At 72.7% G+C, this 15470-nt stretch carries 11 protein-coding genes; 6 read left to right on the plus strand and 5 right to left on the minus strand.

The features are described 5' to 3' along the window. Positions 1-59 precede the first annotated feature (59 nt). A complete protein-coding gene (locus G3I78_RS15855; protein ID WP_164425308.1) occupies positions 60-1901 on the minus strand; it encodes an NAD-binding protein in 1842 nt (613 codons plus the stop codon). A 175-nt stretch (positions 1902-2076) separates the two neighbouring features. Between G3I78_RS15855 and G3I78_RS15860 the strand changes: the two genes are divergently transcribed. After that, positions 2077-3135, plus strand: coding sequence for a permease (locus tag G3I78_RS15860; RefSeq protein WP_164424797.1), 1059 nt, complete (start codon positions 2077-2079; stop codon positions 3133-3135). Beyond that, positions 3132-3851 (plus strand): TIGR03943 family protein, encoded by a 720-nt coding sequence (locus G3I78_RS15865; RefSeq protein WP_164424799.1) that lies wholly within the window; start codon positions 3132-3134, stop codon positions 3849-3851. The genes G3I78_RS15860 and G3I78_RS15865 overlap by 4 nt, the downstream gene beginning before the upstream one ends. Before the next feature lie 66 nt (positions 3852-3917). On the opposite strand, the gene G3I78_RS15870 is transcribed toward G3I78_RS15865, so the two are convergent. Then, a complete protein-coding gene (locus G3I78_RS15870; RefSeq protein ID WP_343243768.1) occupies positions 3918-4511 on the minus strand; it encodes a TetR family transcriptional regulator in 594 nt (197 codons plus the stop codon). 98 nt (positions 4512-4609) lie between these two features. Here G3I78_RS15870 and G3I78_RS15875 point away from each other — a divergent pair, with 98 nt between their 5' ends. The 4 genes from G3I78_RS15875 to G3I78_RS15890 all read left to right on the plus strand — a co-directional run bounded on the left by G3I78_RS15875 (position 4610) and on the right by G3I78_RS15890 (position 8801). Beyond that, positions 4610-5320: an NAD(P)-binding domain-containing protein gene (locus G3I78_RS15875; RefSeq protein WP_164424801.1), complete on the plus strand. Its 711-nt coding sequence runs from the start codon at positions 4610-4612 to the stop codon at positions 5318-5320. Positions 5321-5334: 14 nt separating this feature from the next. After that, positions 5335-6075: a dienelactone hydrolase family protein gene (locus tag G3I78_RS15880; RefSeq protein WP_164424802.1), complete on the plus strand. Its 741-nt coding sequence runs from the start codon at positions 5335-5337 to the stop codon at positions 6073-6075. A 108-nt stretch (positions 6076-6183) separates the two neighbouring features. After that, positions 6184-7482 (plus strand): amidohydrolase family protein, encoded by a 1299-nt coding sequence (locus tag G3I78_RS15885; protein WP_164424804.1) that lies wholly within the window; start codon positions 6184-6186, stop codon positions 7480-7482. A 113-nt stretch (positions 7483-7595) separates the two neighbouring features. Next, positions 7596-8801, plus strand: coding sequence for an amidohydrolase family protein (locus G3I78_RS15890; protein ID WP_164424806.1), 1206 nt, complete (start codon positions 7596-7598; stop codon positions 8799-8801). A gap of 182 nt (positions 8802-8983) precedes the next feature. Here G3I78_RS15890 and G3I78_RS15895 read toward each other — a convergent pair whose 3' ends face one another. The 3 genes from G3I78_RS15895 to G3I78_RS15905 all read right to left on the minus strand — a co-directional run bounded on the left by G3I78_RS15895 (position 8984) and on the right by G3I78_RS15905 (position 15188). Continuing rightward, positions 8984-10219 (minus strand): polysaccharide pyruvyl transferase family protein, encoded by a 1236-nt coding sequence (locus tag G3I78_RS15895; RefSeq protein WP_164424808.1) that lies wholly within the window; start codon positions 10217-10219, stop codon positions 8984-8986. A gap of 61 nt (positions 10220-10280) precedes the next feature. Further along, entirely contained in the window at positions 10281-11039 is a 759-nt protein-coding gene (locus tag G3I78_RS15900) for a glycosyltransferase family 2 protein (protein ID WP_164424810.1), read from the minus strand. Positions 11040-11204: 165 nt separating this feature from the next. Beyond that, complete coding sequence (locus G3I78_RS15905) at positions 11205-15188, minus strand: AAA family ATPase (protein WP_164424812.1); 3984 nt, start codon at positions 15186-15188, stop codon at positions 11205-11207. Positions 15189-15470: the final 282 nt, after the last annotated feature.

Genomic DNA, 15470 nt, shown 5'->3' on the forward strand with positions numbered 1-15470 from the left:
CGCGTATCCGCACCCGCGGCCACCCGCATCCGCCCCGCGCGCCCCGCACGACAACCCGGCTACGCCCCCGCCCGCTCCCGTCTCCGCCGCCCCAGCAGCTCCGCCAGCCCCCGCCGGGTCGCCGCCAGTACCACCCGGTCCGTCGCCTGGAGCACGTACGTGTCCGGCAGGTCCCATGCCAGCCCCGGAGCGTCCCCGGACTCCTCGCGGGCCAGCACCCGCCAGGAGCCCGCGCGGAACGCCTCACCCACGGTCCGTCCCTCCAGCTGCGGATGCCCGCCCACGTCGACCGCGGCGAACAGCAGCACCCGCCGCTCGACCGGGAACGCCCCCAGGATCTGGCGCCCCATCATCGCCCCGGCGAAGGCGGGCGCCGCCAGGTGGGACACGCTCCGGCTCCGGGTGGAGGCACGGGGGTGGGCCGCCCGCAGGGTGCGGTAGACCGCCGTCGCGAAGTCGTCGTCGTACAGGCGCAGTACCACCCGGAGGTCGGGGCGTACGGCGCGCGCGTACAGCACGGCCTCCAGGTTCGTGGTGTCCGCGCTGGTCACGGCGAGCAGTGCGTGCGCCCGGCGGATCTTGGCGGCCTCCAGGACCCCCTCCTGGGTGACGTCACCGAGCACCACCGGCACCCGCAGCCGCCGGGCCGTGGCGAGTCCGCGGGCCTCGGGGTCGGACTCGACGCAGACCACGGGGATGTTCAGTTCGCGCAGCCGGGTCAGCACCCGGGTGCCGATCTTGCCGAGGCCGAGGAGCACGACGTGGCCGCTCAGTCCGCGGGGCGGTTTGCGCAGCGAGGACGCGGTCCGGAAGGTGCCGAGGGCTTCGAGGACCGCCGCCAGCAGGACCGGCAGGAGCAGCAACCCGACCAGACCGGAGAGGAGTTGGAGGATCTGCCGGCCGACCGGCTCGCCGATCGCCGGGTCGTCGATCGCGAACAGGTCGAGCAGCGTGAGGTAGAAGGCGCGCAGTGGGTGGATCCCGGTCACCAGCCAGAGCGCGACGGCCAGCGCGATCACGCACCCCACCATGCCGGCCAGCGACCACCGCAGCCGGCGCGAGAACAGCGAGGCGAACCAGGGCATCACGCCTCGCCCGCCGGGCAGCGGCGGCCCGGCGTACGACACCTGCTCCAGCACGACGGTCGCGCGGTCGCCTCCGTCCCGTACCGTCGCCGCGTCGGGCAGCAGCGACGGCCCCTGGTCGCCGCCGGGCCCGGTGGTGTCGGTCGGGGAGAGCAGGGCGAGGGTGGCGAGACCGGGGGCGGAGTCCACCCCGGCCCGGGCGGGCGGGCGTTCGACCGCGCGCAGCAGCAGGCCGCCGGTCTGGAGCACCTTGCTGGTGCCGGTGAGCGCGGTGGCGGCCAGCGCGGGCGAGGAGGTGTCGGCGTCGGAGAGCACGGTCGTGGAGGCGTCGAAGCCCGCCCCGCCCGGGTCGCCGGAGGCCAACGCGGCGGCCTGGTCGAGGAGTTCCTCGATGTGCTGGCCCAGGCGCCGGTTGTAGAGCCGCAGGACGAGCCGCAGCCGAGGATTGAGCCGGCGGGCGGTGAGGGCGGCGCGGATGTTGGTCTCGTCGTCGTCGTACACGAGGGCGAGCGCGTCGGCCCGTTCCACACCCGCCTCGGCGAGCGCGGTCTCGTTGGGCTCGACGGCCTCCATCAGCCGTATCCCGCCCGGGGGTTCGCCGCCGGCCGGGGCGGCGCCGTTGCCGTTGCCGGTCAGGCCGACGGCCGCGTTCACCACCCGGTCGAGCAGCGCGGACGCGGCCCGGGCCCGGCCGACCACGGGGGGCCGCACGGTCCGTTCGGAGGCGGGCACGACGAGGGTGACCTGTTCGCCGTAGACCCCCCTGAGTTCGGCGGCCAGCCGGTGCGCGAGTCCGTCGTCCCCGCACACCACCATGTGCGCCGACGGGTCTCCCGCGGCCCCCGGGCCCTGATTCGGAACACTCACGAGGGAAAAGACTGCCTCACCGGGACAGGTGGTTCCAACACGCATCCCGTCGCGGTGAACGACGACGCCCTGCCCGCCGTACTGATGGGGAGGGAACCCAGCGCCCACCGGAGGTACCTCGCCCGTGGCCATCACCAAAGCAGCCCCGCCGGCCGCCGACGAGCGGCACGGCCCGGAGCCGGACCGCGGAGCGGAGCGCGGCGGGGCCGGGGCCGGGCAGCACCCGGAGGACGGGCGGCGGCTCAACTCCCCGCTCGCCCTGACCCTGTTGATGATCCTGGTCGTGCTGTTGCAGGGCCCGATCCGGGAGGCGCTCGGCGCGCCGGTCATGCAGAGCTGGATGACGGTGTTCGTCGCCGTGCTCGTACAGGCGCTGCCCTTCCTGGTGCTCGGGGTGCTGCTGTCGGCGGCGATCGCGGTGTTCGTGCCGCCGTCGTTCTTCGCCCGCGCGCTGCCCAAGAACCCCACGCTCGCGGTGCCGGTGGCCGGGGTCGCGGGCGCGGTGCTGCCGGGCTGCGAGTGCGCGTCGGTGCCGGTGGCCGGGGCGCTGGTGCGCAGGGGGGTCACCCCGGCCGCCGCGCTCGCCTTCCTGCTCTCCGCCCCCGCGATCAACCCGATCGTGCTGACCGCCACCGCCATCGCCTTCCCGCGCAACCCCGAGATGGTGGTGGCGCGGCTCGTCGCGAGCCTGCTGGTGGCCTGCGCGATGGGCTGGCTGTGGCTGCGCCTCGGCCGCACCGACCTGCTGAGGACACCGGCCCGGCACTCGTACGAGGGCCAGGGCAAGGGGGCCGCCTTCTGGGGCTCGGTGCGGCACGACGTGATGCACGCGGGCGGCTTCCTGGTCGTCGGCGCGATGGCGGCGGCGACCCTGAAGGCCGTGGTCCCGCAGACCTGGCTGCGTACGGCGGCGGAGAACCCGGTGATCGCCGTGCTGGCCCTCGCTGCGCTCGCCGTCGTGCTGTCGATCTGCTCGGAGGCGGACGCGTTCGTGGCGGCCTCGCTCACCCAGTTCTCGCTCACCGCGCGGCTGACCTTCCTGGTCGTCGGCCCGATGATCGACCTCAAGCTGTTCGCGATGCAGACCGGTACCTTCGGCCGCGCCTTCGCCCTGCGCTTCGCCCCCGCCACCCTCGTCCTGGCCATCGTGGTCTCGGTCCTCGTCGGGGCGGTGCTCCTGTGAACCGTCAGGCACAGTCGGCGATCCTCTTCGTCCTCGGCGTGGCCCTCCTGCACGCGGGCCTCACCGACCTCTACCTCCGCTACGTCAAGGCGGGCCTGCGCCCGCTGGTCCTGGCCGCCGGAGCGGTCCTGATCGTCACGGCCCTGGCGACGGCCTGGTACGAGTGGCGGTCCAAGAAGAAGGAGCACGAGCACTCCGACCACGAGCACCCCGAGCCCCGGGTCTCCTGGCTCCTCGTCCTCCCCCTCTTCGCCCTGATCCTCGTCGCCCCGCCCGCCCTCGGCTCCTACAGCGCCATGCGCACCGGTACGGCCCTCCAGCAGTCGTACGGCTACGAGCGGCTCCCGAAGAGCGGGCCCCTGCGGCTCAGCCTCGTCGACTACGCGAGCCGCGCGGTCTACGAGCACGGGCAGGGCCTCGCCGGGCGGCAGATCACCATCACCGGGTTCGTCGCCCTGGACCACTCCGGCGCGCCCTACCTGGTCCGCATGGCCCTCAACTGCTGTGCCGCGGACGCCCAGCCGGTCAAGGTCGGCCTGACCGGCCAGATCCCACCGGTCCTCAAGCCGGACGGCTGGCTCCAGGTCACCGGCGCCTACACCGCCGAGCGGACCAAGGACACGGTCAACGGCGGCCCGATCCCGTATCTCAAGGTCACGGTGGCGAAACCGATCGCGACGCCGCACGACCCGTACGACGAGACCTGGAACAAGTGACGTCCCGGCCCTGAGTAACCCAGTCCTGAGGAACCCGGTTCCGAGGAACCCCGCGCTGGAGAACCGTCACCCGCCCCGCGTAGCCGCGAACGCCTCGTCCAGCAGGGTCACCAGGTCCAGGCGGCCGTCGGAGTCGGTCCAGTGGGCGAGGGCGACGTTCAGGCAGTTCAGTGCGGCGCCGGCGAGGACTGTCTGGGCGAGTGTCGGGGGGCCCTCGGTGCCGGCGCGGTCGGCGAGGGCCTCGGCCAGGGCGGGCCGCCAGCTGTGCTGTTTCTCCAGGTGGCGGGCGCACAGGGACGGGGTGTCGTAGACGAGCCGGGTGGTGGCGAGGGCGCCGGCCGGGTCCTCGTGGTAGCGGCCGACGACCGCGTCCAGGGCGTGGCGCAGCGCCGGCCAGTCGTCCTCGTCCGCCGGGCGGGCCCGCAGCGCGTCGGCGACCCGCCGGTCCTGTCCCTCGAAGGCGCCGAGCACGGCGTCCTCCTTGGTGCCGAAGTAGCGCAGGAAGGTGCTGCGCGAGACCCCGGCGGCGGCCGCCAGGTCGTCGAGCGTGACCTTGTCGAAGCCCTCGCTGCGGAACAACTCGAAGGCCACTCCGGCCAGTTGTGCCCGCACGGCCGCTCGGGCGATGTCTCTCGTGGTCGTACGCGCTGCTCCGGTCACCCGCCGATCGTAACGCCCGGCCTTGCAGGAGTGGATCTCAGTGGCTAGCGTGACACTCAGTTTCACTAGTAGAACTTGGATTCAGGAAGGTGTGCCTCGTGCCCCAGACCCTCGGCATCATCGGCGGCGGCATGATCGGCGGTGCGGTGGCCCGGCTCGCCGTCGCCGCCGGACTGGACGTGGTGGTGAGCAACTCCCGCGGCCCCGAGACGCTCACCGGGCTCGTCGCGGACCTCGGCGACCGGGCCCGCGCGGCCACCCCGGCGGAGGCCGCACGCGCCGGTGACCTGGTCGTGGTGGCCGTACCGCTGAAGGCGTACGGTCATCTGCCCGCCGCCGACCTGGTGGGGAAGACCGTGATCGACGCGATGAACTACTACCCGGACCGGGACGGTGACCTGGCCGAGCTGGACGCGGGGGAGCTGACCTCCAGTGCGCTGGTGCAGCGGCACCTGACCGGCGCCCGGGTGGTGAAGGCGTTCAACAACATCGACTTCCACCGCCTGTTCACCAGCGCCCGCCCGGCCGGTGCCCCCGACCGCAGCGCCCTGCCCGTCGCCGGTGACGACCCGGCGGCGAAGGCCGAGGCGACCGCGCTCCTCGACGCCCTCGGCTATGACGCGGTCGACATCGGCACCCTCGCGGACAGCCGGCGCAGCCAGCCGGGCACCCCGGTCTATGTGCAGCCCTACATGGGGGAGCGGCCGGAGGGGCTGAGCCGGGAAGAGGCGGGTCGCTGGTTTTACGAGACGCCCGGGGTGCCGGTGCCCGCCGCCCGCGTCAAGGAACTGATCGACACCGCGAGCTGATCGGGAGACCCCGGATGATCCAGATCCCCACCCGGGACGGCACCGCCGACGCCTACCTCGCCCACCCCGGCGACGGCGGCCCGCACCCCGCCGTCCTCCTCTACATGGACGCCTTCGGCCTGCGCCCGCACCTGAAGTCGATGGCGGACCGGCTGGCGGGGGAGGGCTACACCGTCCTGGTGCCCAACGTCTTCTACCGCTTCGGCCCCGCCCCCGTGGTCGAGCTGCCCGAGTTCATCGACCCCGCCGAGCGCCCGGAGATCATCCGGAACCTCGGGCCCGCCGCGCGCACCCTCACCCCCGAGGGCGCCGTACGGGACGCGGCCCACTACCTCGACTGGCTGGCCGCCTCGCCCCTGACCACCGACGGCCCGGTCGGCGTCACCGGCTACTGCATGGGCGCCGGTCTCGCCCTGCGCACCGCGGGCACCCACCCGGAGCGGGTCGCGGCGGCGGCCGGCTTCCACGGGGCGTACCTCGCCACGGACGCCCCCGACAGCCCGCACCTGCTCGCCGGGCACATCACCGCCGAGCTGTACTTCGGCCACGCCGACCGGGACGCGACCAACCCCGCCGACCAGATCGCCCGGCTGGAGAAGTCGCTCACGGAGGCGGGCGTGGAGCATCGCAGTGAGGTCTACGAGGGCGCCCACCACGGCTTCACCCAGGCCGACACGGCGATGTACGGGTCGCGGGCGACGGAGCGTCACTGGGCCGCGCTGCTCGACCTGTTCGCCCGCAGGCTCTCCCGCTGAGCCGTTCCGTCCGAATGCTTGATTCCCTCTCTCGGAGAATGTAATTTTCACAAGGCGAGAGCGGGAATCTGCATTCTGTCGCAGGGTGCGGGAGCGAAGGGGACCGTCATGAAGCGGGACGACCTGATCCTGATCAGCGTGGACGACCACATCATCGAGCCGCCGGACATCTTCGTGAACCACCTGCCGAAGCGGTATCTGGACGACGCCCCCAAGCTCGTCCACCGCGAGGACGGCAGCGATGTCTGGCAGTTCCGGGACAACACCGTGGGCAACGCCGCGCTCAACGCGGTCGCCGGGCGGCCCAAGGAGGAGTACGGCCTCGATCCGCAGGGCATGGACGAGATCCGGCCCGGCTGCTACGACGTGCACGAGCGCGTCAAGGACATGAACGCGGGCGGGGTCCTCGCCCAGATGAACTTCCCGTCCTTCCCCGGCTTCTCGGCGCGGATGTTCGCCACCGAGGACAGCGACTTCTCGCTGGCGCTGGTGCGGGCGTACAACGACTGGCACATCGACGAGTGGTGCGGGGCGTACCCGGGCCGCTTCATCCCGATGGCGCTGCCGGCCATCTGGAGCGCCGAGCTGACCGCCGCGGAGATACGGCGGGTCGCGGCCAAGGGCTGTCACTCCATGACCTTCCCGGAGAACCCGGCGGCCCTCGGCTACCCGAGCTTCCACGACCCGTACTGGAACCCGGTGTGGCAGGCGGCCTGCGACACCAGCACCGTGCTCTCGGTGCACATCGGCTCCTCCGGGCGGCTCGCCATCCCGTCCGTCGACTCGCCGCCGGACGTGATGATCACGCTCCAGCCGATCAACCTCGTCCAGGCGGCGGCCGACCTGCTGTGGTCCCGGGTGCTGAAGGAGTACCCGGACCTGAGGATCGCGCTCTCCGAGGGCGGCACCGGGTGGATCCCCTATTTCCTGGAGCGCGTCGACCGCACCTTCGAGATGCACGCGACGTGGACCCTCCAGGACTTCGGCGGGAAGCTGCCGTCCGAGGTGTTCCGGGAGCACTTCCTGACCTGCTTCATCACCGACCGGCTCGGCGTCAAGCTGCGGCACGACATCGGGATCGACAACATCTGCTGGGAGGGCGACTACCCGCACAGCGACTCGCTGTGGCCGGACGCGCCGGAGCAGTTGCACGGCGTGCTCACCGAGTGCGCGGTGCCGGACGCGGACGTCGTGAAGATGACCCACGAGAACGCGATGCGGTGGTACTCGTTCGATCCGTTCTCGCACGTTCCGCGGGAGGAGGCGACGGTGGGGGCGCTGCGGAGGGCTGCCGCCGGGCACGACGTGAGCGTGCGCAGCCGGAGCCGGCAGCTGAGTGAGCCGGTGGACAAGTTGGAGGCGTTCCGGGCGCGGGCGCGAGCGGCGGTCGCGGCCGCGGCGAAATGAGCGCCGATTGATACGGCCCCGCGCTCCTGAGGACGCTTAAGGCTTGCTGTCCCAGGAAGGTGCCCCTAGCCTGCGATCTGACGACCCATCAGATTCCGGTTAGGGGGCACGTAATGACCGGTACCACCGAACTGCCCAAAGTCATCAGCGTGGACGATCACGTGATCGAGCCCGCGCATCTCTTCGAGACCTGGCTGCCGGCCAAGTACCGGGACCGGGGGCCGAAGCCGTTCACCGCCGGGATCGGGGAACTCGCCTACGTCGGGGGGAAGTACCGGTTCACCACTGATCCGGAGGGGCAGCTCACGGACTGGTGGGAGTACGAGGGGAACCTGTTCCCGTACAAGCGGATCATCGCGGCCGTCGGGTTCTCGCGGGACGAGATGACGCTGGACGGGATCACGCGGGAGCAGATGCGGCGGGGGTGCTGGGACCCCGGGGCGCGGCTGGCGGACATGGATCTCAACCATGTCGAGGCCTCGCTCTGCTTCCCGAGCTTCCCGCGCTTCTGCGGGCAGACCTTCTCCGAGGCCAAGGACAAGGAGGTCGGCCTCGCCTGTGTGCGCGCCTACAACGACTGGATGGTCGAGGAGTGGTGCGGGGACAGCGGCGGCCGGCTGATCCCGCTGTGCCTCATCCCGCTGTGGGACGTCGACCTCGCGGTCGCGGAGATCCGGCGCAACGCGCGGCGCGGGGTACGGGCCGTCACCTTCAGCGAGATCCCCACCTATCTGGGGCTCCCGTCGATCCACTCCGGCTACTGGGACCCGTTCTTCGCGGCCTGCGAGGAGACCGGCACGGTCGTCAACATGCACATCGGCAGCAGCTCCCAGATGCCGGCCGCCTCCCCCGACGCCCCGCCCGCCGTGCAGGCGTCCCTGTCCTTCAACAACGCCATGGCCTCGATGATGGACTTCCTCTTCTCCGGGGTCCTGGTCCGCTTCCCCCGGCTCAAACTGGCGTACAGCGAGGGCCAGATGGGCTGGATCCCGTACGCCCTGGAACGCGCCGACGACGTCTGGGAGGAGCACCGGGCCTGGGGCGGCGTCAAGGACCTGGTCCCGGAGCCGCCGTCGACGTACTACTACCGGCAGATCTTCTGCTGCTTCTTCCGCGACAAGCACGGCATCGAGGCGATCAGGACCGTCGGCGTCGACAACGCGACCTTCGAGACCGACTACCCGCACGTCGACTCCACCTGGCCGCACACCAAGCAGGTCGCCGAGGACCATGTCGCCGGGCTGCCCGACGACGTGATCTACAAGCTGATGCGAGGCAACGCCATCCGCATGCTCGACCTCGACTTCGACAAGGCCTAGGGCCTGTCGTTTGGATCAGGCCGGCTGTGAGAAACAGTGCAGATCGGGCAGGCCGAGCGGGGTCTGGTGCGTGCAGCTGCAAGGCGGAGGAGGGAGTCGACGCGGAGCGTCGGCGAGTGACGACAACGCGGCAGATGTGCGTGCCAGGGCCCGCGACGCCGGACTGATCCAAACGACAGGCCCTAGGCGCCCACAAGTGACTTGAGCGCCCCGGCGAACGCCGTCTCCGACTCGTCCGCGTGGCCGCGCACGCGCTCGGCGATGGCGCCGGCCCCGCCGTCCTCCACGAGCCGGACCAGGCGGTCGAGGCGGCGGCGCCGGTACTCGGGGGTGTCGGGGACGGTGGAGAAGTAGAAGTCCCCGGCCTCGTAGGCCATGTGGAACACGTGCTTCTTCACCTCGCTCAGCGTCAGGTAGTCGTCGTCGGTCGTCGGGACCGGCTCGGGGGCGCCCACGCACACCACCGGGGTGCCGGCGCCCCACGCGTTGACGGCCAGGTGGTAGGTGTCGGTGATGACCAGGCGGTAGCGGGGCAGGACGTGCAGCAGGTCGCCCACGGTCCGCTCGGCGGGGCCGGCCGGGACGCGGGCCGGGATGTGGGCCACGCCCGCCGGGACGGCCCGGTCGAACCACGGCAGCCACTCCAGCGGGGCCCCGAAGCGGTCGGAGATCTCCTGGCAGAAGCCGGGCAGCCACTCGGGCACCGCGGTCCTGGCACCGAGGAACACCCCGATCGCGCCGCCCTCGGGGACCTCCCGGGACCAGTCGCCGGCCGGGAGCCGGGCGAGGTCGTCCGGGCGGTTCAGCAGGGCCGCGTCCGAACCCCAGTGCTCGGTCGTGCGGTCCCCGCGCAGCCGGGCGACCCGGGCCGCCGAGACCGGGTCGCGCAGCCACATGCGGTGGCTGCGGGTCACCAGGCGGGAGAACAGCGGGCCGAACTCCTTGTCGTCGTCGCCCGAGCAGCCGGAGTAGTCGGACTGGGTGTTGTGCAGGATCGTGCCGCCGTAGCTGAGGGTCCGGGCGAGCAGTTCGTCCGGCTGGTCCGCGAGCAGCAGCGTGCGGTGCAGGATCGCGCGGGCGGCCGCCCGATCGGCGGCGAAGCCGAAGTCGAGCAGCCGGTTCGTGGCGTCCTGGGCAAGGTAGTGCCGGGTGTGCAGGAAGTCGCCCCAGAACACCACCGCGTCGTGGTCGGCGAGTTCGTCGACGTGCTCGATCAGGGACCGGAAGCGGAACGGCAGTTCGGTGCCCGCCGCGTCCGTGCGCAGCGGCACGGTCTCCGGGGTGTGCAGGGTGTACCAGGTCGGCTCGACACCGGGCCCGATCCGCCGTCGTACGGAGTCGAAGGCCAGGTCGACGGTGAGCATTCCGGTGTTGCGGTACCCGATGTTGGGCGCGGTGATGACGGCGACGCGTGCCATGTGTGCGGTTACCCCTGACAGCCCTGAGTCGATGGACAGTTCAACGTACACGTGCGGAGGATCAGCTTCCGTCGGCGCCCGGCCACCGCCACCCGGCCAGCGCCCGCGCCCTGGCCTCCACCACCGCCATCCGTGCGGTGCGCTCGGCCGGGTCCACATGGGCCGGCTGCCCGGTGACCTGGCCCTCCCACTTGCGGTAGAGCAGGCCGGGCTCGGCGGTGAACCAGCCCCGGCTCACCGCGTCCAGCGCCAGCAGCAGCCCCGTGTCCTCGGAGGCGGGCAGCGCCATCCACCCGCCGAGCGCCAGCAGCAGCTCCCGGCGTACGCACAGGGTCGCCGGGTGGACCTGCGCGAGGAAGTCGTGCGCCGCCCAGTGTGCGAGTACGGCACCCCGGTCGAGAGGTCCCTCGGCCGGGTCCCCGGGGAAGCCGGCCGTCGAGCCGTCGGGCAGCCGGTCCAGCGCGCGGGAGACGGCCCAGCCGAGCGCCGGGTCGGCTTCGAGGGCGGCCAGGTCACGGGCGAGCGCGCCCGGGGTGAGCTGGTCGTCGGCGTCCAGGATCCGCACGTACGTGCCGTGCGCGTGGGCGAGCGCCATGGTGCGGGCGACACCGGGGCCGCCGGGCCGGCCCTGGCGGAAGGTCACCCGGGGGTTGTCTGGGACGTACGGGCGCACCTCGTCGGTACGTCCGTCCTCCTGGACCACCCACCGCCACTCCCAGCCCCCGGGCAGCTCCTGGGCACGCAGCGACGCCCAGGCCTCGGGAAGGAAGCGGGCGGAGGGGGCGTGGACGGCGGTGACGACGGTGATGTGCCTGGTCATGACGGCAGTCATCACCTTTCCCCGGGGCAGCGAAACGCCCGACCGCTGGCGACGGGGGATGCACCAGCGGTCGGGCTATGGCCAACAGTAACAAGGCTGGATGGGCGGCGGGAGCGGACTGCTCGGCTGGGACGAGGAGTTGTGAGCGGGATCACGTAATGCGCTTCAGTCGCAGGGAGGATCGTACGAGAGCCGGGGCAGGTACTCCTGCCACTCCCGGGGCGTGAGGACATTGCGGGTCGTGGCGCAGATGTGGCTGACTGCGTCGTCCACGTCGAGGTCCCACAGGCGGACCGTGTCGGAGCCGCTCGACACCCCGAGGAGCCGGCTGGTCGGGCTGAACTGAAGGAAGTTGCCGGTCTTGGCGTTCGGGCTCATCGACTGGCCGATGGGCCCGGCCTCCGACGGGTCGGTGACGTTCCACAGCCGGACCGTGTTGTCGTTGCCGCCGCTGGCCAGGGTGTGTCCGTCCGGGCTGTACGTCAGCGACACCACGGCCTCGGTGTGGCCGGTCAGCGGCGAGCCGATCCGGGCCGCCTCCGACGGGTCGGTGACGTTCCACAGCCGGACCGAGTCGTCGTCCCCGCCGCTGGCCAGGGTGTGCCCGTCCGGGCTGAACGCCAGCGCGTTGACCGGACCGGCGTGCCAGGACAGCGGCGAACCGATCTGTGTCGTACGGGCCGGGTCGGTGACGTTCCACAGCCGGATCGTGCCGTCGGCGCTGCCGCTGGCCAGGGTGTGGCCGTCGGGCCGGAACGCCAGTGAGTTGATGTAGCCCTTGTGGCCGGTGAGCGGCGGACCGTACGGCACCACGTGGTCGGGGTCGGTGACGTTCCACAGCTGGAAGGAGCGGTCGGTGTACGCGGTGGCCAGGGTGCGCCCGTCCGGGCTGTACGCCAGCGCGTCGGGGCCCATGAACCGGGTCCGCAGCGCGATCGGCGGACCGGCGGAGACCGGCCGGGCCGGGTCGCCGACGTCCCACAGATAGACGGTGCGGCTCCCGGTGAGCACCGCGAGGGTGCGGCCGTCGGGCGAGAACACCATCTCCTGGCCGCCCTCGGCCCGCATGAACGGCTTGCTCAGCGGCTTCAGGGCGCCCGAGCCCGTGACGTTCCACAGCCGGACCCCGCCGTCGTTGGCGGTGGTGGCCAGCACCCGCCCGTCCGGCCGGAACTCCCCGCTGCGCCCCACCACGTCCGAGGTCGGGATCGACCACAGCCGCACCTTGCTGTCCCCGCTGCCGGTGGCCAGCGTCCTGCCGTCGGGACTGAAGCCCAGCGCGTACATCTCCCCGCTGCTGCCGGCCAGCGGCTCGCCGACCTGGGAGGGGAACGCCGGGTCGCTGACGTTCCACAGGCTCGCCGTGGAGTCCGCGCTGGCGGCGGCCAGCGTCGACCCGTCCGGACTGAAGGCCACCGACCAGATCGGCCCGGTGTGCCCGGTGAGCGGCGACCCGATCGGCTCGCCGTGCGCCGGATCGGTCACGTCCCACAGCCGTACGGTGTCGTCCGCGCTGCCGCTGGCGAGCGTGTCCCCGTCCGGGCTGAAGGCGACCGAGTGCACCAGGTCGGTGTGGCCCCTCAGGACGGTGCCGTACGGCTTCGGGTCGCGCCGGTCCGCCATGTTCCACAGGCGGATCGTGGTGTCGTCGCCGCCCGCCGCCAGGGTGCGTCCGTCCGGGCTCCAGGCCACCGACCGCACGGCCGCGGTGTGCCCGGACAGGGTGGCGAGCGGCTTCGGCCGGGTCCGGTCGGCGAGGTCCCACAGCCGTACGGTCCTGTCCTCGCCCGCGGAGGCGACGGTCCGGCCGTCCGGGCTGAAGGCGATCAGATAGATGGTGCCCCGGTGCCCGGTCAGGGGGGCGCCGAGCGGCTTCGGACGGGCCGGGTCGGTGACGTCCCACAGCCGGATCCTGCCGTCGTCGCCCGCACTGGCCAGCGTGCGCCCGTCGGGGCTGAAGATCGCGCTGCTCACCCAGCTGGAGTTGCCGGCCAGGGGGGTGCCGAGCGGCTCGGGGCGACCGCGGTCGGCGACGTTCCAGAGGCGGACCGTCCGGTCGTAGCTCGCGGTGGCGAGGGTCTTGCCGTCGGGGCTGAAGGTGGTGAGGTAGACGGCGCCGGTGTGGCCGGTGAGCGGGGTGGCCAGCGGCGCGTTGACGATCGAGATCAGCCGGGAGTTGGTGCCCTGGTCGTCGGGGCGCAGCCGGTGCGCGACCAGGTCGAGGCGGGCGGACAGCGACGGGTCGGTGAACTGGACCCGGTCCGCCTCGGCGACGACCTGCTCGAACACGGCGTCGTTGCGCTGCTGCCAGGCCACCACGGCCGAGCCGACGGCCAGGATCGCGAGGACGACCAGCGCCGCGACCCCGCCCCGGGCGATCAGGACGGTGCGCCGGCGCAGCCGTACCGAGGCGGCCAGGAAGTCCACCGCGCTGCGGGTCAGGAAGGTGTCGCCGGCCGACTTCGCCCAGGTGCGGGCCTGCTCCAGACGGGAACCCCGGTACAGCAGCGAGGAGTCGCGGTTGGAGCCCTCCCAGGAGCGGCCGTCCTCCTCCAGGCGCTGGCGCAGCAGATGGTCGCTGCGGTCCTCGTCGATCCACTCGCGCAGCCGGGGCCACGCGGTCAGCAGCGCCTCGTGGGTGATCTCCACGCTCTCCGCGTCGAGGGTCACCAGCCGGGCGCGCACCAGCGCTTCGAGGGACTCCTCGGTCTTGCCGGGGTCGGTCGACTCCGCCGCCAGCTGCCTGCGGGTGCCGCGCCTGCGGGTGGCCTGGGTGTCCTCGCCGAGCCGCACCAGGCGCAGCAGGAGCAGCCGGGCCGCGGTGCGCGCCGCCGGGTCGAGCCGGGACCAGGCCCGCTCGGCGGTGGCCGCGACCGCGCCCTGGATGCCGCCGGCCGCGCGGTAGCCGGCCAGGGTCAGCCGGCCGGCCTTGCGGCGCTGCCAGGTCGCGAGCAGGGCGTGCGAGAGCAAGGGCAGTACGCCCGCGTCGTGCTCCCCCATGGTCCGAAAGACAGGGGAGGCGCCCCCACCGCGCGGGCGGTCGGCGCTCACCTCGCGCACGATCAGCTCGGCGAGCCCCGGCTCCAGCTCCAGGCCCGCGGCCTTCGCCGGACCGGTCACGGCCTCGCGCAGCTCGCCGCTGGTGAGCGGTCCGAGCACCATGTGCCGGTGCTGGAGCGCGTCCGCCAGCTCGGGGTGGTCGAGGCAGCGCTCGTAGAAGTCGGCGCGGACCCCGAGGACGACGACCGCCGGAGCCTCCTCGCCCGGCTGTGCGGGGGTGCACGCGGCGTGCAGCAGCCGGACGAACAGGCGCCTGGCCGAGTCGTCCGGGCAGAGGGTGAACGCCTCCTCGAACTGGTCGACGATCACGACGGGCCGGGCGGCACCCGCCCGCCCGGCCCAGGCGGCGACCGCCTCCCGCACGGCGGCGGCTTCCCCCGGAGTGTCCGCGGCGTCGGCGACGACCGCCTCCAGCCCGGGTATCCGGCCGGTCAGCTCGGCGAGCGGATCGGCGCCCGGCACCAGCTGGAGGATCGTGCGCCGGCCGGACTCGCCGTCGCCGTCCAGTGCCCCGTCCTCCAGGGCGGTCACCAGACCGGCGTTCAGCAGCGAGGACTTGCCCGCGCCCGAGGCGCCCACGAGCATCACCAGGCCGCCCGAGTCGGACTCGGCCGCCGAGCGCGCCAGCTTGACCAGCGACTCGGTGCTGCGCTCCCGGCCGAAGAACCAGCGGGCGTCCTCCTGGCGGTAGGAGGCGAGCCCCCGGTACGGGCAGACACCGGCCGGGGCCGGGGCCTCCGCCTCGGGCCCCTCTTCCTCCTCCGGCGCCAGCGCCCGCTCCCACAGCCGCTGCCACTGGCCCAGGTCGTACAGTCCCGCGGAGACGGGAGCGGGACTGATCCGGCGCGCTTCGGGAATCAGGATGTGCAGCACCGCCGCCAGCGCGGTGAACTGAGCCGGTACGTTACGGGCCCGCCGCCAGTCGCTGATGCGCTGTGCGGACACCCGGACCGGGCGGCCCCGTTCGTCGACGCGCTGGAGCCGGCCGACGCCTTCGGACACCCGCTTGAGGGGCGGATTACCCGCCTCGCGGTACAACAGGGCGAGACGTTCCGCGAAGGCCGTGCGTGCCCCTGAGTCGGAACTCAAGGTTCCACCCCTTACTTCCCTCGCGCTCGAATCCGGACCGGAAAACCCACTTTATACGGCTGACCTGCGGCTAAGTGCTGGATCCGGCACCGGAACCTCCTCTTCTGCTGCCTCGGCTGGCAGGATCATGACCCCGCGGCGTCGCCGTCGGATCACTCCCTGACAGGCCACCAGCACAGCGCCTCGCGCGCCAACCAGCGCGCCGCACGTTCTCGGCCAATCGCATCCACGGACACCCGCTTCCTCCGGTACCGGTCCCCACGAGGGGAGGGACCGGTACCG

The sequence above is a fragment of the Streptomyces sp. SID13726 genome (assembly GCF_010548375.1).
GTDB lineage: Bacteria > Actinomycetota > Actinomycetes > Streptomycetales > Streptomycetaceae > Streptomyces.